Source organism: Psychromarinibacter sp. S121 (genome assembly GCF_049801035.1).
Taxonomy (GTDB): Bacteria; Pseudomonadota; Alphaproteobacteria; order Rhodobacterales; family Rhodobacteraceae; genus Psychromarinibacter.
In genome coordinates, this window is sequence record NZ_JBNAGE010000001.1 from 536,052 (window position 1) to 560,506 (window position 24,455).

Consider the following 24,455-nt stretch of genomic DNA (forward strand, 5'->3'; position numbering starts at 1 on the left):
TCCTTTTCCGGGACTTAACCGAAATGGGGTATGGGAACCGAGACCATGCGGATCTCGGTCATCGCTTCAAGAGTGTGCTTGCCGCCGATCCGGCCGATGCCCGACTTGGTGCCGGACCCGCCGCCGAACGGCATGTGGATTTCCCAGTAGGTCGTGCCCTCGTTGATGTTCACGATCCCGGCGGAGAGTTCGCCGGACATCGCCATCGCGGTTTCGAGGTCTTTCGAGAAGATCGACATCGACAGCCCGTACTCGGTGTCCTTCGCTACCCGCATCAGTTCCGCGTCGTCGCCAAGGGCGATCACGGGAACCACGGGGCCGAAGGTTTCCTCGCGGGCGATCCGCATCTCGGGCGTCACGCCGTCCAGCACGGTCGGCGCGTAGAACAGGCCGCTGCCCGCATCGGGCAAGGCGCTGCCGCCCGCCAGCACGCGGGCGCCGTCGGCGATGGCTTCGGACACGTGCTCGGCCACCTTGGCGGCGACGGCGGCGTTGTTGAGCGGCCCCATTGTCGTGCCCTGATGCATCGGATCACCGACGACCTGTGCCTTGGCGAGTTCGGCGATCTTCTCGGCCAGCGGCGTGGCGACGTCCTCGTGCGCCAGCACGCGGCCGGTGGCGGCGCAGATCTGGCCCGCGTTGCCGAAAGCCCCGCCCGCCGCCGCTTCGGCGGCCTTGTCGAGATCGGCGTCGGCGCGCACGATCATCGGGCCGTTGCCGCCCAGTTCCAGCATCATCGGCTTGCCTGCGCCGCGTTCCGCGATGCGCTTGCCGGTGGCCGCCGAACCGGTGAAGCCGATGGCCTGCGTGCCGGGGTTCACGACGATTTCGTCACCGACGGTCGCGCCTTCGCCCAGCACAAGGTTGATCAGCCCCTCGGGCAGCCCGCCCTCGGCCAGCACCCGCATGAAGGCCACCGCGACAAGCGAGGTGGTGGGTGCGGGCACCCAGACCACCGTGTTGCCGGTGGCGATGGCGGGGGCGAGGTATTCGGTCGGGATGTTGACGGGGAAGTTCCACGGGGTGATGACCGCGTAGACCCCGCGCGGAAAGCGGCGGGTGATGACCTGACGGCCCGGCGTCTCGCCCGGGATCGTCTCGCCGGTCATGTACTTGACCAGTTCCGCATTCATGCGGAAGCCGTCGGCGGCCTTGCCGACCTCGCCCATGGACTGCGCCAGCGGTTTGCCCTGTTCCATCGACAGGATGCGGGCGAGGTCTTCGAGATTGGCGTCGATCGCATCCGCCAGCTTCACGCACAGCGCGGCGCGGTTCCACAGCGGCACCTTCGCCCAGGCGGGCTGTGCCGCGTTGGCGGCGGCGATGGCGCGCCGGGCGGTCTCGCGGCTGCTTTTCGGCAGATGCGCGAGGGTCTCGCCGGTGGCGGGATTCACTACCGGAAAGGTTTCGCTTTCCGCGTTGTCCCACGCCCCGGCGATGAAGTTCGCTGGGTTGCGGGCGAGGGCGGGCAGGTCCGCCGCCGTGATTTTTGCCTGTTCGTTCATGCCACGACCTTTCCGGCCTGCTGGAACCACTTGCCGCCGATCACGCAGCCTTCGGCGAACAGGCGTTCGTCGACGGTCACGATCTCGCCCAGCACATCTTCAAGATCGAAGCTGCCCTTCTTCATCGACAGCACCGAGACGTCGCCCGGGGTGCCCGGCTTCAGCGAGCCAAGCTCGGGGCGGCGGATCGCGTTGGCGGGGGTCTCGGTCGACGAGCGGATGATGTCGGACAGGCTCATGCCCAGCGGCAGGAACTTGGTCAGCGAGGTCACCTGGTCATAGGCCGGGCCTTCGATGCACAGCGCATGGACGTCGGACGAGATCACGTCGGGCGGGAAGTTGTTGGCCATCATACCGCGCGCCGTATCCCAGCCGAACGAGCCCATGCCGTGACCGATGTCGAAGATAACGCCGCGCTCGCGGGCGGCCAGAACGGCGGGTTTCACCAGTCCGTCGCCGGTCAGCGGCGAGTTCGGGAAGGGGCGGAAACAGTGGGTCAGCACGTCGCCGGGGCGCAGCATGTCCACGACCGCCTCGTACGAGGGGGGCGGTTCGTCGATGTGGCACATCAGCGGCAGGCCGGTCTCGTCCGCCACCTGCAGCGCGATCACCAGCGGGTCGATGCCCGAGGGACCCGAGGCGTGTTTGCCGATACGGACCTTGATGCCGATGATGTTCTCGGGATCGGACTTGGCGACCGCCACCGCTTCGCGCGGGGCCATCAGCCGCCAGTCGTGGCTTTCACCGACCATGATATTCTTCGAGAAGGCGAAGATGCCCGCGAACGAGACGTGAAGGTACACGAGGATCCGCGCGGTCGCGGGCTCGATCACGTGTTTCTTGAAGCCGGGATAGTTGCCGGGACCGGCGCTGCCGGTGTCGACGGCGGTGGTCACGGCCGATGTCTTGGCGAACAGGTCCGCGTCGATCCCCAGCGAGGTGCCGCCCCAGTAGACGTGGGTGTGCAGGTCGATCAGGCCGGGCGTGACGATCAGGCCGGACAGGTCCGAGACCTCCTTCGCGTCGCCGCCAAGGTCGGGGCCGATGGCCGCCACCTTGCCGTCCTTAAGCGCAACGTCCTGCACGCCGTCGATCCCCTGAGCGGGGTCGATCACGTGCCCGTTGCGAAGGAGAAGGTCGAAACTCATACAATGTTCCTTTTCGTTGTCTTCGTTCGCGGCGGCTGTTGGGCCGCCGCCTGTCCCTTTGCTGTCGGTCAGAGCGCCACGCCGCTGTCACTGTCGAAGCGATAGACGCGGTGCGACGGTGCGGTGAGCTTGACCTGTGATCCCTGGCCCAGCCCGTCGATCTCGTTCGCGGTCGCCTTGATCATCTGCCCGTTCACCATTACGTCGAGGAAGTAATGCGGGCCGGCGGGCTCGATCAGCGCGACGTTGCCGGTGACCGCATAGGCGTCCGGCGCGTCCGCTGCATTGGCGGGGGTCAGATCCTGCGGGCGGAGGCCCATCAGCACCTTGCCGTCGGAGGCCGGCAGCAGGTTCATCTTGGGCGAGCCGATGAACTCGGCCACGAAGCGGTTGGCCGGGTTGCGGTAGACCTCCATCGGTTCGGCGAACTGCTGCAGATACCCGTTCGACAGCACCGCGATGCGGTCCGACATCACCATTGCCTCTTCCTGGTCGTGGGTGACGAACAGGACGGTCAGGCCAAGGTCGCGCGCCAGCCGCTTGATCTCGGTCCGCATGTGGACCCTAAGCGAAGCGTCGAGGTTCGACAGCGGTTCGTCCATCAGCAGCGCGGCGGGGTTGCGCACGATGGCGCGGCCCACGGCGACGCGCTGGCGCTGCCCGCCCGACAGGTCCGAAGGCGCGCGGTCCAGCAGGGCCGACAGGCCCAGCGTCTCGGCCGCCCACTTGACCTGCGCCTCGATGGTCGAGCTGTCGACCTTCAGGCGCTTCAGCGGGAAGGCGATGTTCTCGCGCACCGACATATGCGGGTAAAGTGCATAGTCCTGAAACACGAGAGCGATGTTGCGGTCGCGCGAGCTGCGCTGCGCCATGTCGGTGCCGTCGAACCGGATCTGGCCTTCGCTGATCGGCTCAAGCCCGGCGACGCAGAACAGCAGCGTGGACTTGCCGCAGCCCGAGGGCCCGAGAAGCGACACGAACTCTCCCTCGCGGATGTCGAGGTTCAGGCCATGCAGGACGCGGGTGGTGCCGTAGTCCTTGATGACGTTGTCGATGGTGATGGAAGCCATTGGACTACTCCTCAGCCTTTGACCGCGCCGGACAATGCGCCCTGGACGAGGTATCGTTGGAAGACGAACGCGATGATCACGGGCGGCAGGACCGACAGCACCGAGGCTGCGAACATCGGTCCGTATTCGTGGAACCGCGCCTGCTGCAGGAAGCCGGACAGAACGACGGTGATCGTCTGGCTGTCGGGCGTTGAGGTCAGGATCATGGCGAACAGGAACTCGTTCCAGCTGACGAGGAAGCCGAAGATCGCGGCCGCCATGATGCCCGGCCGGATCACCGGCAGAAGCACCTTGGTCATCATCTGGAAGTTGGTGCAGCCGTCGATGCGCGCGGCGGCATCAAGGCTTTTCGGTACGCCCTCGAAGGTGGATTTCATCATCCACGACACCAGCGGCAGCAGGATCGACAGGTGCGCGATGACCATGCCGGTCCGCGTGTCGATCAGGCCAAGCGTGCGGTAGATGACGAAGAAGGGCAGCACCAGCGTCAGCGCCGGGGTCATGCGGGTGAACAGCATGGCCCACAGACCGGCCTGGAACGCGCGGGCGCGGGGCCAGCGGGCGAAGACGTAGCCCGCGAAGGGCGCCATCGCCAGCGCGACGGCCACGGTTACGACGCCGATGATGAAGCTGTTCATCAGCGACAGCGGCACGCGGCGGGCCTGCACCGAGGTGGTGCCGCCATCGGGGAACAGCACGGCCTTGAAGTTGTCCAGCGTGAAGCCCGAGGGGATCGCCGAGGGCGGCGTGCGGATCAGGTCGCTGGCCGGGGTCAGGCTCATCATCACCAGCAGCAGAACGGGAACCGCCGACCAGATGAAGATCAGCGCGACCATCGCACGGAACCCGATGTCCGACAGGATGGCGCGGGTGCGCGGCGACAGAACCGGGTCGCGCGGCGGCGGCGGGGTGATGCTGTAGGGGCGGCGGATGCGCTGCAGCGTGCTGTCCGGCGTCGTGGCGACGGCGGCGGTGCGCGCCTTGCGGCGGCGCGGGCTGAGCACCAGCACGTAGACGATCGCCAAGAGGAACGACAGGCCGGTCAGGATGTACAGCATCGCCGCGCCCTGGCCGAAGCGCAGGAACTGGAAGGAATAGACATAGCCGAGCCACGCGAAGACGGTGGTCGCCTCGCCCGGGCCGCCGCCGGTCATGATCATGATGATGTCGAAGGCCATCAGCGCGTTGATCGTCGCGATGATCGACACGAACAGCAGCGTCGGCTTCAGCCATGGCAGGGTGATCTGGAAGAACCGCGTGACCGGTCCCGCGCCGTCCAGCATCGCGGCCTTGTGCAGGCTTGCAGGCATCGACTGAAGCCCGGCCAGGACCATCAGCGCGGTCAGCGGCGTCTGGTTCCACACGTGGGTCAGCGCCACGAGGTTCAGTGCGCGGGTGTTGTTGCCCAGCCATGGCGTCGCAAGGAAGCCAAGACCAAGGTCATTGAGGATGCCGTTCAGCGTGCCGATGTCGCCCGCGTAGATGAAGGACCACAGAACGCCGATGGACACCGGGGCCATCGCCCACGGCACCAGCATCACCGACCGCATGAAGCCGCGCCCGCGGAACGCCTTGTTCAGCACCAGCGCCATGATGATGCCCAGCACCGTGGTCAGCACCATCGAGAAACCGACGAAATAGATCGTCCGGTAGAACGCGTTCCAGAAGCTGTCCTGCGCGAGAACCGTCTTGAAGTTGTCGAGGCCGACGAAGGTCGTCTTCTTGGTGATCGGGTTGGATTTGTGGGTGGCAAGCCAGATCGAATAGGCCAGCGGCAGACCGACCACCAGAAGCACCAGCAGCAGGGTGGGAGCGGTGGCGAGATAGGCGAAAAGCGGCGGCCGGGCCCGACCGTTGCGGCGGCGGCTGCGCTTCGGGCGCGGGATGGCCTGGGGTTCGGTTTCGACGGCGGTCAAATCGGTCTCCTGCGGACGGCGCTGGAAGTTGGTGCATGTGCCGCCGGGCCCTGGGAGAACGGCCCGGCGGCGTGGCTCGCGAAACGAGCCGTTACCTCTGTGGCCGGGCGGCGCGGAGAGGAAGCGCGCGCCCGGACCGTTGGCTGTCTCAGAGGTATTCCGCCTTCAGGCTTTCCGCCTGCTCGGCCAGAGCGGCGACAAGGCTGTCGGTGTCGCCGGCGCCGCGGATGTATTCCTGCACCTGCTGCATCATGAACAGGTCCCACTCCGAGAACCAGATCTCCTTGGCGACGGCGCGGGCGGTGGCCTTGCTGATCTGGTCGTTGGTGATGTCCAGTTCACGCCACTCCTTGAAGCTGGCGACGACATCCGGGTCGGCCATCAGTTCCTTGTGGGCAGAGCCAAGGCCGAAGGTCAGGGCCCATTTCTTGCACACGTGGTACTCGCCGTCGGCCGCCTTGCCGCCGAAGAACTGAAGCATGTTCCACACGCGGTCGGCGTCCGAGTTGGCGCCCATCATGTAGGTCGCGGTCCAGGCGAAGGTCGACTGGGTGGCGCCCGGCATCAGCGCGTTCTTCACCTTGCCCGCGATCTGCGACAACTCGGGGTTGTTGAAGACGGACTGGTTGTAGTCGTGGGCGAAGGTGAACACGTGCGCACCCGACGAGAAGGCGGGGATGCCTTCGTTCGGCTGGGTCATGATGTCCTCGACCACAAGGCCCTCGGCGTAGAGCGTGCGGTAGAATTCCAGCACCTTCCGCAGCGCCGGTTCGTCGACGAAGTTGCTTTCGGCGTCGAACACCTGCGCGCCCTCGGCGTACCAGGTGCCGAAGATCGACCAGGACAGTTCCGGCCAGCCCTGACCCCAGGCGCCGTTGAACGGAGCGTCCGAGATGCCCTGTTCCTTCAGCGCGCGGCAGGCGTCGAGCAGTTCGTCGAGGGTGGTGGGCACTTCAAGGCCGGCTTCGGCCAGCGCATCCTCGTTGTACATGAACGCGAGGTGCCCGGCGTAGTAGGGCATCGCGGCAAGGCGACCGTCGGGCAGCGACAGCGAGGTCAGCGAGGCCGGGTACAGGCCTTCCTTTATCTCTTCGACGCCCGGCAGACCCTCAAGGTCGCGGGTCCAGCCGGCAATGTTCCAGCGGGCCACGCGGTCTTCTTCGCCGTACAGCATGTCGATCTGCTCGCCGCCGATCAGGCGGGTCTCGGCGATGGGGTGGTATTCGCCGCTGACGAGTTCGTAGTTCACGTTCTCGTCGTAGAGTTCCTCGAAGATGCCGACGTTTTCCTCGACCATCTGGGGCTGGAACTGCCAGCCGATGAACGAGATGGCTTCGGCGGGCGCGGCGAAGGCGCTGCGGCCAAGCATGGTCGATGCGCCAAGCGCGGCGGCGCCGCCCTGAAGCACCTGCCGACGCGAGGCGAGGAACTGGTCCAATTTGCTATTCATAGGAGAACTTCCCTTGCTGGAGATGGCTTTCTTCCCGGCGTTTGCCGCCAGTTGTCTTGCCTTCAGCCTTGGAAAGATCCGAATGCCGTTCAACTAAAAATTTTTATTTTTGGATCAAATCGCCTGTCGAATTTCAAAATTGACCAAAAATATGACAACTATTCGGTCAAATTTTTGCATTTTTAGATCAGTCGGCCAGCGGACGGCGATCGTCCGGGTCGATATGCGACACGAACTGCTGCTTCAGGCGGCGCAGCGACTCTGCTGCCAGCGTCCGCGACCGAATCGCGGCTCCGAACGAGATCAGGTCGATGGCGAACAGCATGGAATACCGGGCCGAGGTGGGACCAAGAACATCGCCGTCGTCATGGGTCTCGATGGGCAGGGCAAGGTCGGCGGCCTCTTGCATCCGGGTGCCCGGCGGGCACAGCGCGATACAGTAGGCACCGTATTCCTGCGCGATCTGCATCGCCTCCAGTTCCGCCCGGTTGTTGCCGCCCAACGAGCAGCACAGCACCACGTCATCGCGGCTGGTGGTCGAGGCGAACATCGACTGCATCACGCCGTCGCGGCAGGGGATTACCTTCATGCCCAGCCGGAACAGGCGGTTCTGCACCTCCTCGATCAGCCACGACGACACGCCGCCGCTGCCGAAGGCGTAAATGACGCGCGCGCCCAGCAGGCGGTCGATGGTCTTCTCGACCAGATCCTCGGGCAGGCGCATCGCATCGACGATGCCGTTCTGCGCGCGCATCGCGGCCTGTTCGCGCATCGCCTCGAAAGTCGTGGGGGGCGCAGGTTCTTCCAGATACCGCGCACCGACGCGCATGCCGCCCATTACCTTCAGTTTCATGTCACGCAGGCCGTCGCATCCGGCGGCGCGGCAGAAGCGGGTGATGGTGGGCGCCGAAACGCCGATCCACGGCACCAGTTCCTCGATCGGCTTTTCCACGAACAGCCGGGGGTACGAAATGATGGCGGTCGCGATCTTCTGCTGGGTCCGGGACAGGGTGGGCATCATCTGGTGAATGCGGCCGAGTACGTCGGAATTGATGTCGGTCTGGCCGGTCTCGGCGGGTGCGTTCGTCATCGCGGGGTCTCCGGTCCGCTGCCGAAGGCCGCGGTTTCGCAGCGGTCTCTGGCCGTTCGGGGAGTTTGGTTAACACAATTGGTTGTGATGACGAACCAGTTTCGTCCGGGCGCCGTCGCGCCTCAGCCGTCGAGAAGGGCGGTCACCCGCGCCGCCGCGTCGCGGATCAGCGGCTCGACCTGCCGCGCGTGGTCGGGCGTGAAGCGGTTCAGAGGTCCGAAAACGGACAGCGTCAGCGCGATCTTCCCGGTGCGGTCGCGCAGCGGCGTGGCAACCGCGCCGATGTCGGGTTCCGCGTCGCCAGCGTTGCGCGCAACGCCTTCGGCGCGGATGCGGTCGAGTTCCGGGGCCATCGCGTCAAGGGCGGCGCGAAGCTGCGGCTCGGGCATGTCGTGGGTGCGCTGCGCCAGCGCCAGCCGGTCCGCCGGGGTCAGGTCCGCCAGCCACAACCGGCCCTGCGCGGAGTTCAGCAGGCTGAGCGTCGTGCCGGTGCGGATGCTGACCGTGATCGGCCGGTCGGCGGTGGCGACAAGAGCGCAGGTCGGACCCCGGCGCGACAGCCGGCAGACCATCACCGATTCGTTCAGCCGGTCGCGAAGTTCGTCGAGGATCGGCTGGATGCGGCGCAGGGCGGGGTTCGTTTCCTCTGCCAGCCGCCCCAGTTCGGTCAGCGCCGTGCCCAGCCGATAGGCCCCCCGCCGCACCGCATGCAGCGCGCCCGCGGCTTCCAGCGTGGCAAGGAAACGGTGCGCCGTGGCGGCGTTCAGGTCCAGTTCCCGCTGGACCAAAGCCGCCGTGATCTCGGGCCGGTCGGACGAGAACAGGCCGAGGATCTCGAACCCGCGCAGCAGCGATCCGTTCAGCGGTGTGCTCATGCGCCCTCCGTCGGGGCGGGCCGGATTGACTCTGACCCGCCATAAATCATATTATGAATTTAGTTTCTCAAATATTGAGATGAAGTCAAGGGGAGGAGCGAAATGCGCGACGACAGCAACGCCGAGACGACGGCAGGGGCCACCACGATCACCGCAGGTGCGGGGCTGCTGACGCGGCTTGGGCAACTGGGCGTCGACGTGATCTTCGCGAACTCCGGCACCGACTTCCCGCCGATCATCGAAGGGCTGGCCGAAGCCAGCGCGCGCGGCATGAAGCTGCCCGAGGCCATCGTGATGCCGTTCGAAAGCGCCGCGATGGGCATGGCGCATGGCTATTACCTTGCATCGGGCCGCCCGCAGGCGGTGATGGTGCATACGAACGTCGGCCTTGCGAATGCGTCGATGGGGGCGATCAACGCCGCCACCGAGCAAATCCCGGTGCTGCTGATCGGGGGGCGGACGCCCACGCTGGAACGCGGCCGCTTCGGCGTGCGCACCGTGCCGATCGGCTGGGGGCAGGAGATGCTCGACCAGACCGCGCTGGTGCGCGAGGCGTGCAAGTGGGACTATGAACTGCGCTTCCCGGAACAGGTCTATGACGTGATGGACCGCGCGCATGGCATCGCGACCTCCAGCCCCAAGGGGCCGGTCTATGTCAGCCTGCCGCGCGAGGTGCTGTGCGAGACGATCCCCGCCGACCGGGGCCGCCGCCGCCCGCAGATGCAGGCGGGCGCCGTGGTGCCGCCGCAGTCCGAGATCGACCTTGCCGCCGACTACCTTGCCGAGGCGAAGTCTCCGGTGATCTTCGCGCAGCGCGGCGCTGGGGACGAACACGCCTTCGGCGCGCTGGCCGAGATGGCCGAGGAATGGGGCATCCCGGTGTGCCAGTACTGGGCGGTGCAGCTTGCGATCCCGACCGATCACCCGATGGCGGCGGGCCCCGACCCCAAGCCGCTGCTGGAAGAGGCCGACGCGATCCTTGTCATCAACAGCCTTGCACCGTGGGCGCCAGACGTGGCCGAGCCGCGCGAGGATGCGCAGGTGATCCAGATGGGACCCGATCCGCTGCACAGCCGGACCGGCGTGCGGAACTTCCGCTGCGATCTTGGTCTGGTGGGCGAGACCGGCGATTCCATCCGCGCCCTGAAGGCGGCGATGGATGCGCGGCTGTCGGGCCGGAAGGCGCGCAACGAAAAGCGCGCGGCGATGGTGGCCAAACGCAACGAGGCCGACCGCGAGGCGCGGCTGCGCGCCGCCGAGGCGGGCCGCGATGCGCCGCAGCTGACGAAGGCGTGGGTCGCCAAGGCGCTGTCCGACGCGATCGACGGGGACGAGGCGACGGTGTTCTCGGAACTCGGCTGCCCGATGGGACCGATGACGCTGGGCCATTCCAAGGCATGGTACCAGGAACCCCATTCCGGCGGGCTGGGCTGGAGCTTCCCGACCGCGCTGGGCTTCAAGATGGCCGATCCTCGCCGAACCGTGATCGCGACGATGGGCGACGGATCCTACATGTTCTCGAACCCGGTGGCGTGCCACCAGATTGCCGAGGCGAAGGGACTGTCGGTCGTGCTTGTCGTGCTGAACAACACCGAGTGGGGCGCCGTGCGCCAGTCCGTCGTGGGCCTGTACCCCAACGGCTATGCCGCGCGGTCGAACGAGATCCCGCTGACCGCGCTGGAGCCCAGCCCCGATTTCGTCCGCGTGGCGCAGGCCAGCCGGGCGTGGGCCCGCAAGGTCTCGACCGCCGAAGGGTTCGAGACCGCGCTGGCCGAGGCGCTGGCCCACACCCGCGCCGACAAGGGTCTGGCGCTGATCGAAGTTTCCATCGGGCGCGACTGACGCCGCCCGAAGACTGCACTTTTTAGGAGGAGGATGACCCCTTGAAGATCGACCTGTTCATTGACGGCCAGGAAGCCGAAGCCGTCTCGAAGCGGACCTTCGACCGGAAGAACCCGGTGACCGGCGCCGTGGCCACCACCGCACCCGCTGCCGGAAAGGCCGACGTCGACCGCGCCGTCGCCGCCGCCGATGCCGCCTTTGCCAGCTGGTCCAGGACCGGCCCGTCCGAGCGTCGCGCGCTGCTGAACAAGGCCGCCGACGAGATGGAGGCGATGACCAACGAGTTCATCGGCGCCTATGTCGACGAGGTCGGCTGCACCGCGCCCTGGGCCGGGTTCAACGCCATGTTCGCCGCCAAGATCCTGCGCGAAGCGGCGTCGATGACGACCCAGCTGAAGGGCGAGGTCATCCCATCCGACAAGCCCGGTACGCTGGCGATGGCGCAGAAGAAGCCGGTGGGCGTTCTGGTCGGCATGGCGCCGTGGAACGCGGCGATCATCCTTGGAGTCCGCGCCGTGGCGATGCCGATCGCCTGCGGCAACACGGTGATCCTGAAGGCGTCCGAGAAATGCCCGCGCGTCCACATGCTGATCGGCGAGGTGTTCCGGCGCGCCGGCCTGCCGAACGGGGTGCTGAACGTGGTGACGCACTCTGCCGAGGACGCGCCCGAGGTGGTCAACGCGCTGATCGCGCATCCGAAAACCCGCCGCATCAACTTTACCGGCTCGACCCGCGTCGGCCGCATCATCGCCGAGCAGGCGGGCAAGTACCTGAAGCCCTGCCTGCTGGAGCTGGGCGGCAAGGCGCCGCTGGTGATCCTTGAAGACGCCGACATCGACGCGGCGGTGAACGCCGCCTGTTTCGGCGCCTTCATGAACCAGGGCCAGATCTGCATGTCGACCGAGCGGGTGATCGTGGACGACAAGATCGCGGACGAGTTCGTGAAGAAATTCACCGAGAAGACCGCCGGTCTGCCGGTGGGCAAACCGACCGAGCAGGTCGTGATCGGCTCGGTGGTGGATATGGACACGATCCAGAAGGTCGACGGGCTGATCGCCTCGGCGGTGCAGATGGGGGCCAAGGTCACCACCGGCGGCGCGCCGAAGGACTCGACCATCATGCCCGCGACCATCGTCGACCACGTGACCGACGCGATGCCGCTGTTCACCGAGGAAAGCTTCGGCCCCGTGGTCTGCGTGATCCGCGCCCGCGACACCGACCACGCGGTCGAACTGGCGAACACCACCGAATACGGCCTGTCCTCGGCGGTGTTCGGGTCCGACATCACCCGCGCGCTGGACGTGGTGGACCGGCTGCAGGCCGGTATCTGCCACATCAACGGTCCGACGGTGCAGGACGAGGCGCAGATGCCCTTCGGCGGCGTGAAGGACTCGGGCTACGGCCGGTTCGGCGGCCAGCAGGGCGTGGACGCCTTCACCGAAACCCGCTGGATCACCATCGAACAGCCGGGGCAGCACTATCCGTTCTGATCGGGGGCGGATGAGTTAGGGGAGGGGCGTGCCGGGAGGTGCGCCCCTTTTGGGTTGGGGGGAGTGATCCGAGGGTTGGGTGCCAAGTCGGAATTCTCCACCGGCCTTCATTGTGCAGTCTCAATCTTCGCCTCGATGATTGGTCAGCATAAAGTCCTCTGGGCGTTTCAGAAGATCATCTGACGCACCCCACAACGTTTTCACTAAAAAGGGGGTCCTCGGCGCCATTTTATCCTCGGCGGAAGGGTAGCGGAGTGGGTAGGGATACTCGCCATGCAACTTTCCAAGCGCAAAAACGTATTCCACGATTAAGGGCTGTATCCCGTCTTGGTCGGGAAGCTCTGATTGGGTTCCGCTTGCGCGGACCTCTGCTGTTACGCGATTCGCATTAGAAAACACGTGGTCCTGTGCTGGTTTGCAAACCTCATCATTCCATAGTCCGACTACATCGTGGCCTGCTTTCCCGGAGGTCGGTGGTTTCTTCCCGTTCAGGTGCCAACATGCCTTAAGGAACAACTCTAGGCCCTGTCCTGCGAGAGCCAAGGTCGGGCGAAATAAGACCGGACCGATATCGCGCTGAGTTGCGTCCAAGGTGAGCGCACCCTCTAGAAACTGCTTGGCTATAATTGCGCACCGCCCGGCATCAGAGGAGAGAAAATCAGTCATCAAGTTCCTCATTCTTCGTGCCGCGCGTCCGAAGCGTCCTTCAATATATAGCAAATGAATGTCCGCTTTGTCCCGTACTGCGGACCCTAAGAATAAGAGAGATATTCTAGGAAAAGCCTGAGATGACCGACGCGACGTTGAAACTTTCTTGCCGTTCCGCGTCTGACTTGGCATGCCGTCGCGCGTTATTGCGTTCGCAAGAAATCCCCCCCCCCGCGCGAAACCGCGGCCCCTCGGGCCGCCGCGCATCGTCGGGCCGCCCCCACGGCCCGGCGATTTGGTTGAGGGCAGCGCGACGCTGCGATGGCAAGGAAACTTGGCGGGCATAAACTGCCACGCCTCGACCGTCTGATCGCCGAGCCGCGGCCCGACGATGCGCGGACTACATCTGAGCGATGCGGAACGCCGGGTTCGGGGTCGGAAAACGCACGCGGTCCTCGTCGGCGAGGCCGGGGTCGGTGATGATGGTCGAGACCCTCTCGATCGGCGCGGTGCGGTGCAGGGCGCGGGCCATGAAGCGGCTGCTGTCAGCCAGAAGCACCGTCTCGCGCGCGGCGTCGACCATCGCGCGTTTCAGCTGTACCAGTTCCAGCAGCGTCTCGGACACGCATTCCTCGTCGATGGCCGCCGCCGACATGAAGAACGTGTCGCAGCGGATATCCTTGAGAAAGCTCAGGGCCGGTTCCCCCAGCAGCGAGAACGACCCGAACCTGCAGGCGCCGCCGGGGACGATCAGCTTGATGTTCTCGCGATAGGTCAGGGCTTTTGCGACATACAGGTCGTTTGTGATGACCGTCAGGTTGTAATCCAGCTGCGCCACGCCGTCGGCCAGCAGGTGACAGATCACCGCGCCGGTGTCGATCAGCAGCGACTGGTCCGGCTCGATCAGCTTCAGCGCCTCGGTCACGATGGCCTGCTTTTCCTCGACCGCGGTGCGGCGGGACATATCCGTGGACGGCTCGAAGGTGGCGCGGCTGCGGATCGCCACCGCGCCGCCATGGGTGCGGCGCACCAGCCCCTCGGTCGCCAGCAGGTCAAGGTCGCGGCGGATCGTCGAGACCGAGATGTTGAACATCCGCGCAAGGTCCTGCGTGACGCCCGCCTGATTGGTCTTGAACCACTCGATCAGACGCTGCCGCCGTTCGGCCGGCAGCATCTCTTCACTTATCGCGTCCTCGAAATCACCCACTGACTGTCCGTGTCCCTGTCTTTTCTTTCTTATATGCAACGATTGTCACAGTGCGTTCGGAAGCCAAAGAACAACCTGAGGGAAGGCCGCCAGAATGACGGTTCCGATGCACAGCAGGATGAAGAACGGGGCAGCGGCGCGGACGGTGCGGCCCATGCTGTCTCCGGTCAGGCCCTGCAGGACATAGAGGTTCAGACCGACCGGCGGGGTCAGGGCACTCATCTCGATCATGATGACAAGGTAGATGCCGAACCACAGCGGGTCGAACCCGGCCTGCACGATCAGCGGCACCGCGATCGGCACGGTCATCACGGTCATCGAGGTGCCGTCCAGGAACATGCCCAGCACGATGTACAGCGCGGCGAGGATCAGCAGCACGCCGTAGGGCGACAGGTTCATGGCCGAGATCGTCTCGGTGATCTGCGTGGGAAGGTGCATGTAGGCGATGGCCGCCGACAGGAAGGCCGAGGCCGCGATCAGCATCAGGATCATCGCCGAGACGCGGATCGTGTTCATGAGGCTGTCGCGCATCAGCTTCAGCGAGAATTGCCCGGTCACGATGGTGATGACCACGGCGCCCAGCACGCCCACCGCCGCCGCCTCGGACGGGGTGGCGATGCCGGAATAGATCGAGCCCAGCACGATGAACATCAGGATCAGGATCGGCAGCAGTTCCAGCATGCCCTTGCCCAGCGTGCCGATGGTGATCTCGCCCTCGTAGCGCGGCGCCTTGGCCGGGTTGAGGATGGCCGAGATCGCGATATAGCCGGAATACAGCCCCGCCATCATCAGGCCGGGGATCAGGCCCGCGGCGAAGAGGTCCGCAATCGAGACCTGCGCCAGCACGCCGTAGACGATCATCGCGATGGACGGCGGGATCAGCAGGCCGAAGCTGCCGGCGCCCGCAAGCGAGCCCGATGCGAGGTTGATGTCATAGCCGCGCTTCTGAAGTTCGGGGATCGTGATCTTGCCGACGGTCGCGGTGGTGGCGGTGGACGAGCCCGAGATCGCGGCGAACACGGTGCAGCCGAAGACGTTGGTGTGCAGCAGTCCGCCGGGGATACGCGCCACCATCGGGGCAAGGCCGCGGAACAGGCGCTGCGAGATGTCGGTGCGGAAGATGATGTCGCCCATCCACATGAAGATCGGGATGGCGGCCAGCTCCCACGAGATCGCCGAGGACGAGATCACCTTAGTCGCGATGGACCCGATGCGGGCAAGGTTGAAGTCCAGCACGAAGTACATCGCGCTGGCGCCGACCAGCATCAGGCCCGAGAAGATCCAGGTGCCCGCGCCGAGGAACAGCACCAGAAGGCCAAGAAGGATGAGGGAAGAGGCGGCGGTGGTCATGGGCGTCGTCCTTCGGGCTTACAGGGTCAGCGCGCGTTCTTCGCCGTGGCCCACGGCCAACAGGCGCAGGGCGCGCACGACGATCTGGAACAGCAGCAGGGCAAGGCCGGTCAGGAAGAAGGCCTCGGGGATCCAGAGCGGGATGGGGATGAAGTGCTGGCTGACGGATCCGCGCGCGAACAGTTTGGTCACGCTGGCCCACTGATAGGTCAGCAGGAACCACATCAGCCCGCCCGCCGCCGCCAGCGCGAAGGCTTCGGCGATCCAGCGGAAGGTGGCGTTCATCTTGTCGGTCAGCACGGTGACGCGGATCATCGCGCCTTCCTCCAGCGCCCACGGGGCGGCAAGGAAGGTGATCGCGGCGACGCCGTAGCCCACAAGCACGTCGGCCATGTAGGTGGATTTCGAGAAGAAGCGCATGCAGATCTCGACGATGATCAGCGAGGTCATGCACACCAGCAGGGTCGCCGACACGACGGCGGCCAGCTTGTTGAGAAAGGTCGAAACGCGGGCGATGACCGTCAGCCACGCCGGGTCGTCGGTCACCTCGGGGTGCTGGTGCTCTTCGATCTCGGGCAGTTCGTGGTGGGTCTGGGCGCTCATGCGACCTCCTACGGGGCAATCGTTAAGGGTGTCCGCGCCCCTCGGAAGGACGGGGCGCGGACAGTGTAACGCAGGAAGCGGTTAACCGGCCTGCGATTTCAGTTCTTCGAACCGGGCCAGAACCGCCGCACCGCGTTCGCCGGTCTGGGCCAGCCAGTCCTCGCGCACCTTGGCGCCGGCTTCCTGAAGGAAGGCGAAGACCTCGGCGGGCACATCGTCGTCCGGCGTGACGGTCATGCCGTTCTCGGTCATCACGTCGTAGGCGGTCTGGATCGAGTCGACCATGATCGACCAGTTGTACTCATCACAGGCCGGAATGATTTTCATCATCGCGGTCTGAACGTCCTCGGGGAGGGCGTCGAACTCGTCCTTGTTCACGTGGCACATGAACAGGCCCATGGCGTAGTTCAGCTCGGTGAAGTCCGACACGTAGTCCCACAGCGACAGCTGCATCGCGCCGTCGGCCGAAGTCAGCACCGCGTCGATGCCGCCGGTGGACAGCTGCGGGATCAGGTCCGACCACGCCACCTGAAGAGGTGCGGCGCCGGCGTTCATCATCGTGTTGGTGCCGTTCACGTCGTAGGTGCGGATGCGCAGACCGGCCAGCGCCTCGGGCGAGGTGATCGGTTCCGGCGCGTTGATGCCCGACGGCGGGTTCGGCATCGCCCACAGCAGGACCATGCCGTTGTCTTCGAAGATCTTGGCGTATTCCTCGCGCGCGGCCTGCCACAGAAGATAGGCTTCCTCGGGGGTCGAGGCGATGAAGGGCAGGGACGACAGGTTGAACAGCGGGTCGATGCCGCCCAGCTGGGTCGCCAGCGTCACCGCGGCCTGAACGGCGCCGTCGCCGACCGCGTCAAAGTGGTCGACCGAGTTATAGCCAAGCGCGCCGCCGCCCTGATAGGTGATCGTCAGCGCGTCGCCGATCTTCTCTTCCAACTGCGCAAGGAAGAATTTCGATGCCTTGCCGGAGAGCGCCTGCTCGCCGTATTCGTCGGCCATGTCCCAGCGGATGCCCTGTGCAAGCACGGGGTGCGCGAAGGCCGTCAGCGCGCCGGTGGCGGCGGCGGTCTTCATGAAAGATCTGCGGGAAAGGGTCATTGTCCGGTTCCTCTCTGTTGTTGGGTCCGCGGTGGTGGCAGCGTGCCCGGTTGTGATCGTTTGAGTGCGCATGTTGGAAATTATTGCGCGTTCACGACTCGATGCAGGCATAATGTGACGCTTTGTGTCAATCATTCTCGCAGAACTACCGGATTACGCCACGATCAATGCTTAATAATTAATCAAAAGCTGCGTCTTTTTGCGGTCATCCCGCAATTTATCTCTCACTGACTGATTTTTCGTTCACAAACGAGCATGAATGCGCAAGGGTCAGTGTCAGCGGGTGACTCGCCCATGACAATGAAGGAACAGTTTTATGGCAACCGCCAACGAAGATAGCCCCGTCGTCCTTGTTTCCGGTGCGAATCGAGGGATTGGCGCTGCTATCGTGCGAGAGTTGAAGGCACATGGTTACCGCCTCTCGCTGGGTGCGCGGAATGTCGAGTCGCTGGAGAGCGAGCACGGTCCGGCCGATGACATGACGCATTATGCTCGTTTCGACGCGTTCGATCCTGCGTCGGCGGAAGCATGGGTTGCCGAGGCGGCCGCGAAGTTCGGCCGCATCGACGGGCTGGTGAACAACGCGGGGCTGGGCGAGCACGTGCACCTGATGGACGACAACGAAGAGGCGCTTGACCGCCTGTGGGCCGTCAACGTGAAGGCCCCGCTGCGGATGACGCGCCTGTGCATGCCGCATCTCGAGGCGACCGGCCGCGGCCGCATCGTCAACATCGTGTCGCTGTCGGGCAAGCGCGTGCGCAACCCGCTGGTGGGGTACAACATGACCAAGTTCGCAACGATGGGCCTGACCCACACCACCCGCCACGTCGGCTGGGACAAGGGTGTGCGCGCCACGGCGATCTGCCCGTCCTTCGTGCGCACCGAGATGAGCGCCTACACCAGCAAGGTGACGCCCGACGAGATGATCCAGCCCGAGACGCTGGCGGAACTGGTCCGCACCGCGATCGAGCTTCCGAACAACGCGGCGATGGCCGAGATGCTGGTGAACTGCCGGCTGGAAGATACCCTGTGAGGTCATGATGATACCCGGACTGATCGAGCGCATCAAACCGGACGAGACACTGCCCGCATCGGCGGACGTGGTGATCATCGGCGGCGGCATCGCGGGGGTGACCACCGCGCTTTACCTGGCCGAGGCCGGTGTCGACGTGGTGCTGTGCGAGAAGGGGCAGATCGGCGCCGAGCAAAGCAGCCGTAACTGGGGCTGGGTGCGCCAGATGGGCCGCGACCCGGTCGAACTGCCGCTGACGATCGAAAGCCTCAACCGTTGGCGCGAGCTTGATCAGAGGTTCGGTATCGACACCGGGTTCCGCGAGACGGGGATCACCTACGTCAACCGCACAAAGCACGAGATCGCCGAGTTCAGTGCATGGGCCGACTATGCCAAGGACGCCGGCATGGCGTCCGAGGTGCTGGACGGGCAGGGGCTGGCCAAGCTTCTGCCGGGGATCAGCCCGCGCTATTCCATGGGGCTTTACACGCCGAACGACGGCAAGGCAGAGCCGTGGAAGGCGGTGCCGCAGATGGCGAAGGGCGCGCAGCGTCTTGGTGTGAAGATTTTCGAGAATTGCGCGGTGCGCGGGGTCGAGACCTCTGCCGGCAGCCTCAGCGCCGTCGTGACCGAGCGCGGCACGATCCGCTGTGAACGGGCCGTCGTCGCCGGGGGCGCGTGGGCGCGGATGTTCCTTGGCAACCTCGGGGTCAATTTCCCGCAACTGAAGATCCTTGGCACCGCCGCCCGCATCGAAAGCGCGGCGCAGGTGACCGACATGCCTGTGGGGGGCGGCGACTTCGCCTTCCGCAAGCGGCAGGACGGCGGTTTCACCGTCGCGGTGCGAAATGCCAACGTGGCGCCCATCGTGCCAGACAGCTTCCGCCTGTTCGGAGATTTCTTCCCGACCTTCCTGAAAAGCTGGCGCGAGCTGAAGCTGCGGGTAAACGGCCAGTTCGTGACCGAACTGAAGCTGCCCCGCCGCTGGGCGCTGGACGGCACAAGCCCGTTCGAGATGGTCCGTGTGCTGGACCCTCAGCCGCACGAACCGTTCAACCGGCTGATCCTCAAGACGCTGCCGCGTGCCTTCCCGGTCTTCGCCGATGCCCGCGTCACGCACGGCTGGGCCGGCATGATCGACGCGACCCCGGACGCGATCCCGGTGATCGGGCCGGTCGAGAAAGTGCCGGGGCTTTACCTGAACGCAGGCTTCTCGGGGCACGGCTTCGGCTCGGGTCCGGGGGCAGGGCAGCTGATGTCCGACATCGTGCGCGGCACCGCGCCGGTGGTCGACCCAAAGCCGTTCCGTCTGGAACGGTTCCGCAACACGCATTCCGAGGCCGTCACTCCGGCCGCGGCGTAAGAGTAAAAAGCAGGGACGATACCCAAGATGACATGGAGAATTGGCGTAGATTCCGGCGGGACGTTCACCGACGTCTGCCTGTTCGATGACGAGACCGGCAAGGTCGAGATCTGGAAGGTCTCGTCCACGCCCGACGACCCCTCGCGCGGGATCACGCAAGGGGTGGTCGAAGGTCTGGAACAGGTCGGGGCCGAGGCGTCCGAGCTTGGCTTTCTTGGTCACGGCACGACGGTCGCCACCAACGCGCTGATCGAACTGCGCGGTGTGAAGACCGGTCTGATCGTGTCGGACGGTTTCCGCGACCTGCTGGAAATCGGCCGCCAGAAGCGCCCGAACCTTTACGACATGTACGCCGAGAAGCCCGAGCAACTGGTCACCCGCGACCTGCGCCGGCAGGTGCCCGAGCGGCTGAAGTTTGACGGCACCGTTGACGTGCCGCTGGACGTCGACGCCCTGCGCGCCGAGGTGCGGGCGCTGGCGAAGGAAGACATCAAGGCGCTGGCCGTCTGCTTCCTTTACGGCTTCCTGAACACCGAGCACGAAGAGATGGCCAAGAAGGTCATCGCCGAGGAGCTGCCGGACGTCTTCGTCTCGACCAGCCACGACGTCGCGCCCGAGTTCCGCGAGTTCGAGCGTCTGTCGACCACGGTCGTCAACGCCTACCTCGGCCCGGTCATGCAACGCTACATCCGCCGCCTGAAGGACCGGCTGAACGAGATCGGCCTGAAGATCGCGCCGCAGTTGACCCAGTCGAATGGCGGCGTCATCGGCTTCGACACCGCGGCCGACCTGCCGGTGCGTACCGTGCTGTCCGGCCCCTCGACCGGCGTGGTCGCGGCGCAGGCGATCGGCAAAATGGCCGGTTTCCCGAACATCATCACCTTCGACGTCGGCGGCACCTCGTCCGACGTGGCGCTGCTGCAGAACGGCGTGTGCCAGCTGACCGGCGAGGCGGATGTTCACGGCTACCCGATCAAGGCGCCGATGCTGGACATCCACACCGTCGGTGCGGGCGGCGGGTCTATCGCTCATGTCGACACCGGCGGCCTGCTGAAGGTCGGCCCCCGCTCGGCGGGCGCGAACCCCGGTCCGGTCTGCTATGGCCTCGGCTCGACCGAGCCCACGGTGACCGACGCGAACATCGTGCTGCAGACGCTGAACCCGGTTGAGATCCTTGGCGGCCGCATGAAGGTGCGCCGCGATCTGGCGGTCGAGTCGGTGCAGCGGCTGGCCGACAAGCTGGGCCTCGACGTGATGGAAACCGCGCAGGGGATCATCTCGGTCGTGACCGCCAACATGGCGAAGGCGATCCGCGTGATCTCGGTCCAGCGGGGCCACGACCCGCGCGACTATGCGCTGATGGCCTTCGGTGGCGCGGGCCCCCTGCACGCCGCCCGTCTGGCGCGCGAGCTGGACATGGGCAAGGTCATCGTTCCGCTGACCCCCGGCACCCTGTGCGCGCTGGGTCTGCTGCTGACCGACCTGCGCGCTGACTTCGCCGTGTCCCGCCTGATGCCGCTGGGCTGCGAGGCGCTGGGCCCGGTCGAGGACGGCTATGCCGAACTGCAAGCGCAGGCGGCGGACTGGTTCGGCAAGGAAAACATCGAGGCCGACCGGCAGGTCATGACCCGCACCGCCGACATGCGGTACATGGGCCAGAACTATGAGCTCTCGGTGGCGGTGCCCGCCGGCCCGATCACGCACGAGACGTTCAAGGCGCTGGAAGCCGGTTTCGAGGCCGCGCACAAGCAGCGGTTCGGCTTCGTCGTGGAAGGCGAGCCAATCCAGCTTGTCACCCTGCGTCTGGAAGCGGCAGGCATCGTGAAGAAGGCCCAGTTCGCGGCGCAGGAGATCGAGGGCGAAGACCCCTCGGCGGCGCAGATCGACAGCCGCGAGGTCTATATGGCCGAGGCGAAGGACTTCGTCACCGCGCCGGTCTACGCCCGCGACAAGCTGCGCCCCGGCAACGTCATCCACGGCCCCGCCATCGTCGAGCAGATGGACACGACCACCGTGATCCTGCCCGACATGACCGGCACCGTGGATCCCTATCTCAACCTCATCCTGGAGGTGACGGCATGAGCACGCCCATCGATCCCATTACCGTCGAGGTCATCGGCTCGGCGCTGCAATCCATCGTCGAGGAAATGGGCGAGGCGCTGGTGCGCGCGTCCTACTCGACCAACATCAAGGAACGGCGCGACTGTTCCACCGCGCTGTTCGACCACCGCGGCAACACGCTGTGCCAGGCGGAACATATCCCGATGCACCTTGGCTCGTTCCTTGGCGTGATCCCCGCGATCCTCGAACGGTTTGAGTTGCAGGATATCGCGCCCGGCGACGTGTTCATGGCGAACGACGCCTATGCCGGCGGCGCCACGCACCTGCCCGATATCGTGCTGGCGGAACCGATCTTCGTGGACGCCACGCTGATCGGCTGGGCGGTGAACACCGCGCACCACTCGGATTTCGCCGACCGAGGTCACGAGCACATCTACCAGGAAGGCCTGCGCATCCCGCCGGTCCGCCTGTACCGCAAGGGCGAGTTGAACACCGATCTCCAGTCGATGTTCCTGCTGAACTGTCAGGTCCCGCGCGAGCGGCTGTCCGACCTTCGGGCGCAGATGTCGGCGAACCGGCTGTGCGTGCAGCGGATGACCGACCTGTGCGGCAAGTACGGCAGCGACAAGGTGCTGGCGGCGGGCGACGCGCTGCAGGACTATGCCGAGCGCAAGATGCGCACCGCGATCGCGGCGATCCCCGACGGCACCTATGCGTTCGCGGACACGTTCGACAGCAACCAGCGGGCCGAGGGCATGACCTTCAAGGTGGCGATCACCGTGAAGGGCGACGAGATGACGCTTGCCTTCGACGGTCCGCCGCAGGTGCGGGGCGGTCTGAACCTGATCTATACCTCGCTTCTGGCGGCCTGCTATTTCACCGCAAAATCGGTGCTGGATCCGACGATCCTGCCGAACGCCGGTCTGGCACGTCCGCTGACCGTGACCGCGCCCAAGGGCACGATCCTGAATTGCGAGCACCCGGCGGCGGTGGACGGCCGCATCGCGGCGGCGCAGCGGGTGACGGATCTGGTCTACGGCGCGCTGGCAAAGGCGCTGCCGGGCAAGGTGATGGCGGCCGGGAACGGTTGCTGCACCGGCGCGATCTTCAACGGCACGGACGAGAAGGGCGACATCTGGGTCTATCTCGAGACCATCGGCGGCGGCGGCGGCGCGCGTCCCTCGGCGGACGGGCTGTCGGGCATCCACGTGGGCCTGACCAACACCTCGAACCTGCCGGTCGAGGCCCTGGAGCTGGAATACCCGCTGACCCTGCTGCGCTATGAACTGGTCGACGACTCCGCCGGGGCGGGCGAGTTCCGGGGCGGCATGGGCATTCGCCGGGTCTACCGCGCGGAACGGGCCTGCCGCTTTACCGTCGAGGGCAGCCGCGTGGGGTCGAACCCGTGGGGGCTCGACGGCGGGCTGGAGGCCGACTGCACCCATCTCGACTTCGGCGACGGCCGCACCGAGTTCGCAGGAATGGTCGACCTGAAGCCCGGGCAGATCGTGTCGATCGTCACCCCCGGTGGCGGCGGCTACGGCGACCCGTCGAAACGCCCCGAGGACGCGGTGCGCCGTGACCTTGCCGAGGGCCGCATCAGCGCCGATCTCGCCCAATCGGTCTACAATCTGAGCGCTTAACTCCTCCCCGAGCGCTCCACCTCCGACCCGGTCGCACGCCGCGACCGGGCCGGCTTTTCACGCCCAGAAAACCAACGCCAGACATAAGGAACATAGGCAATGGTCAAGATTACCAAGGTGAAATCCGGCTCGATCTTCGAAGAGAAGGAAAGCTACTCGCGCATCGTCGCGGTGGACGACTGGATCTTCGTGTCGAACACCGCAGGCCGCAACTACAAGACCCGCGAGATGTCGGAAGACGCCGTGGAGCAGGCCAAGCAGTGCTTCAACAACATCGAGGGCGCGCTGAAGTCCGTGGGCTCGTGCCTTGAGGACGTGGTGCAGTCGAAGATCTTCATCCCCTACGTCGAAGACGCGAAGGCCGTCATGACCTACGTGGGCGAGCGCCTGAAGGGCATCGACCCGCAGCGCACCGTCACCTGCTCGCCGCTTGGTGCGCCGGACTTCAAGGTCGAGATCGAAGTGACCGCCTATCGCGGCGCCTCGAAAGGCGACGTCGAGCACATCACCATCCAGCTGTGAGTGCTCCCGCCGCCGCCCGGACCTCTCCCGCGGGCGGCGGCGGTTTTCCAACGGCACGGATGCCGCGCGATTGCGTCGGGCGCCGCAGGGGGCTCTGCCCCCGCCGCGCGCTGCGCGGCTCCCCCGAGGTATTTGGAAAGAGAAGAAGGGCGCCGGATCAGGCGCGGCCTTCGTCGAGGGCCTCCTTCGCCTCTTCGATCAGCGGCGGGTCGTTGTAGATCGCCCAGCCGTGTTCGGTCAGCGGTTCGGGCAGGTCCTTTTCCGCCACGTTCTGCGCGAGATAGGCCTTGGCGATGAAGTTGGCCGAGACCGGCGCGGTGAGGAACAGGAACAGGGTGATCAGCAGTTCGTGGAACGTGATCTGCCCGCCATCGGCCCAGTGATAGACCATCGACGCGATCAGCACGCCACCGACGCCCAGCGTGGTGGCCTTGGTGGGCGCGTGCAGGCGCTGCATGGTGTCGCGCAGCTTGATCAGGCCGAACGAGCCAACCAGCCCGAACACGCCCGCGATGACGAGGAAGGCGGAGACGGCGATTTCGAGTGCGATGTGCATGTG

20 protein-coding genes are annotated in these 24,455 nt (G+C 65.7%); 7 read left to right on the forward strand and 13 right to left on the reverse strand.

The window, feature by feature from the left end:
- Window positions 1-14: 14 nt before the first annotated feature.
- From ACP156_RS02680 to ACP156_RS02710, 7 genes are all read right to left on the reverse strand, one after another.
- Entirely contained in the window at window positions 15-1,505 is a 1,491-nt protein-coding gene (locus tag ACP156_RS02680) for an aldehyde dehydrogenase family protein (protein WP_425049741.1), read from the reverse strand.
- A complete protein-coding gene (locus tag ACP156_RS02685) occupies window positions 1,502-2,653 on the reverse strand; it encodes an amidohydrolase/deacetylase family metallohydrolase (RefSeq protein ID WP_425049742.1) in 1,152 nt (383 codons plus the stop codon). Before ACP156_RS02685 ends, ACP156_RS02680 begins: the two co-directional genes overlap by 4 nt.
- A gap of 68 nt (window positions 2,654-2,721) precedes the next feature.
- A complete protein-coding gene (locus tag ACP156_RS02690) occupies window positions 2,722-3,723 on the reverse strand; it encodes an ABC transporter ATP-binding protein (protein WP_425049743.1) in 1,002 nt (333 codons plus the stop codon).
- Window positions 3,724-3,734: 11 nt separating this feature from the next.
- Window positions 3,735-5,639 carry an ABC transporter permease subunit gene (locus tag ACP156_RS02695; RefSeq protein ID WP_425049744.1) on the reverse strand — a complete coding sequence of 635 codons (1,905 nt, stop codon included), beginning with the start codon at window positions 5,637-5,639 and terminating at the stop codon, window positions 3,735-3,737.
- A 148-nt stretch (window positions 5,640-5,787) separates the two neighbouring features.
- Window positions 5,788-7,089, reverse strand: coding sequence for an ABC transporter substrate-binding protein (locus ACP156_RS02700; protein ID WP_425049745.1), 1,302 nt, complete (start codon window positions 7,087-7,089; stop codon window positions 5,788-5,790).
- 187 nt (window positions 7,090-7,276) lie between these two features.
- Window positions 7,277-8,179 (reverse strand): MurR/RpiR family transcriptional regulator, encoded by a 903-nt coding sequence (locus ACP156_RS02705; protein WP_425049746.1) that lies wholly within the window; start codon window positions 8,177-8,179, stop codon window positions 7,277-7,279.
- 122 nt (window positions 8,180-8,301) lie between these two features.
- Window positions 8,302-9,054: an IclR family transcriptional regulator gene (locus ACP156_RS02710; RefSeq protein WP_425049747.1), complete on the reverse strand. Its 753-nt coding sequence runs from the start codon at window positions 9,052-9,054 to the stop codon at window positions 8,302-8,304.
- A 102-nt stretch (window positions 9,055-9,156) separates the two neighbouring features.
- On the opposite strand from ACP156_RS02710, the gene ACP156_RS02715 reads away from it, so the two are divergent.
- Window positions 9,157-10,896, forward strand: coding sequence for a thiamine pyrophosphate-requiring protein (locus ACP156_RS02715; RefSeq protein ID WP_425049749.1), 1,740 nt, complete (start codon window positions 9,157-9,159; stop codon window positions 10,894-10,896).
- 41 nt (window positions 10,897-10,937) lie between these two features.
- Entirely contained in the window at window positions 10,938-12,386 is a 1,449-nt protein-coding gene (locus ACP156_RS02720) for an aldehyde dehydrogenase (protein WP_425049750.1), read from the forward strand.
- 120 nt (window positions 12,387-12,506) lie between these two features.
- Here ACP156_RS02720 and ACP156_RS02725 read toward each other — a convergent pair whose 3' ends face one another.
- The 5 genes from ACP156_RS02725 to ACP156_RS02745 all read right to left on the reverse strand — a co-directional run bounded on the left by ACP156_RS02725 (window position 12,507) and on the right by ACP156_RS02745 (window position 17,295).
- The gene (locus ACP156_RS02725) at window positions 12,507-13,052 is read right to left on the reverse strand and encodes a hypothetical protein (protein WP_425049751.1); all 546 of its coding nucleotides are present in this window, start codon (window positions 13,050-13,052) and stop codon (window positions 12,507-12,509) included.
- A gap of 382 nt (window positions 13,053-13,434) precedes the next feature.
- A complete protein-coding gene (locus ACP156_RS02730; RefSeq protein ID WP_425049752.1) occupies window positions 13,435-14,241 on the reverse strand; it encodes a DeoR/GlpR family DNA-binding transcription regulator in 807 nt (268 codons plus the stop codon).
- 45 nt (window positions 14,242-14,286) lie between these two features.
- Window positions 14,287-15,591 (reverse strand): TRAP transporter large permease, encoded by a 1,305-nt coding sequence (locus ACP156_RS02735; protein WP_425049753.1) that lies wholly within the window; start codon window positions 15,589-15,591, stop codon window positions 14,287-14,289.
- Window positions 15,592-15,609: 18 nt separating this feature from the next.
- Window positions 15,610-16,194, reverse strand: coding sequence for a TRAP transporter small permease (locus tag ACP156_RS02740; protein ID WP_425049754.1), 585 nt, complete (start codon window positions 16,192-16,194; stop codon window positions 15,610-15,612).
- A gap of 81 nt (window positions 16,195-16,275) precedes the next feature.
- Window positions 16,276-17,295 (reverse strand): TRAP transporter substrate-binding protein, encoded by a 1,020-nt coding sequence (locus ACP156_RS02745; RefSeq protein ID WP_425049755.1) that lies wholly within the window; start codon window positions 17,293-17,295, stop codon window positions 16,276-16,278.
- A 316-nt stretch (window positions 17,296-17,611) separates the two neighbouring features.
- Between ACP156_RS02745 and ACP156_RS02750 the strand changes: the two genes are divergently transcribed.
- From ACP156_RS02750 to ACP156_RS02770, 5 genes are all read left to right on the forward strand, one after another.
- Complete coding sequence (locus tag ACP156_RS02750) at window positions 17,612-18,328, forward strand: SDR family NAD(P)-dependent oxidoreductase (RefSeq protein WP_425049756.1); 717 nt, start codon at window positions 17,612-17,614, stop codon at window positions 18,326-18,328.
- Window positions 18,329-18,332: 4 nt separating this feature from the next.
- A complete protein-coding gene (locus ACP156_RS02755) occupies window positions 18,333-19,670 on the forward strand; it encodes an NAD(P)/FAD-dependent oxidoreductase (RefSeq protein ID WP_425049757.1) in 1,338 nt (445 codons plus the stop codon).
- 27 nt (window positions 19,671-19,697) lie between these two features.
- Complete coding sequence (locus tag ACP156_RS02760; RefSeq protein WP_425049758.1) at window positions 19,698-21,752, forward strand: hydantoinase/oxoprolinase family protein; 2,055 nt, start codon at window positions 19,698-19,700, stop codon at window positions 21,750-21,752.
- The gene (locus tag ACP156_RS02765; protein WP_425049759.1) at window positions 21,749-23,374 is read left to right on the forward strand and encodes a hydantoinase B/oxoprolinase family protein; all 1,626 of its coding nucleotides are present in this window, start codon (window positions 21,749-21,751) and stop codon (window positions 23,372-23,374) included. Before ACP156_RS02760 ends, ACP156_RS02765 begins: the two co-directional genes overlap by 4 nt.
- A gap of 99 nt (window positions 23,375-23,473) precedes the next feature.
- Window positions 23,474-23,896 carry a RidA family protein gene (locus ACP156_RS02770; RefSeq protein ID WP_425049760.1) on the forward strand — a complete coding sequence of 141 codons (423 nt, stop codon included), beginning with the start codon at window positions 23,474-23,476 and terminating at the stop codon, window positions 23,894-23,896.
- Between the two features lie 157 nt (window positions 23,897-24,053).
- On the opposite strand, the gene ACP156_RS02775 is transcribed toward ACP156_RS02770, so the two are convergent.
- Window positions 24,054-24,452: a Na+/H+ antiporter subunit G gene (locus tag ACP156_RS02775; protein ID WP_425049761.1), complete on the reverse strand. Its 399-nt coding sequence runs from the start codon at window positions 24,450-24,452 to the stop codon at window positions 24,054-24,056.
- Between the last annotated feature and the right edge of the window lie 3 nt (window positions 24,453-24,455).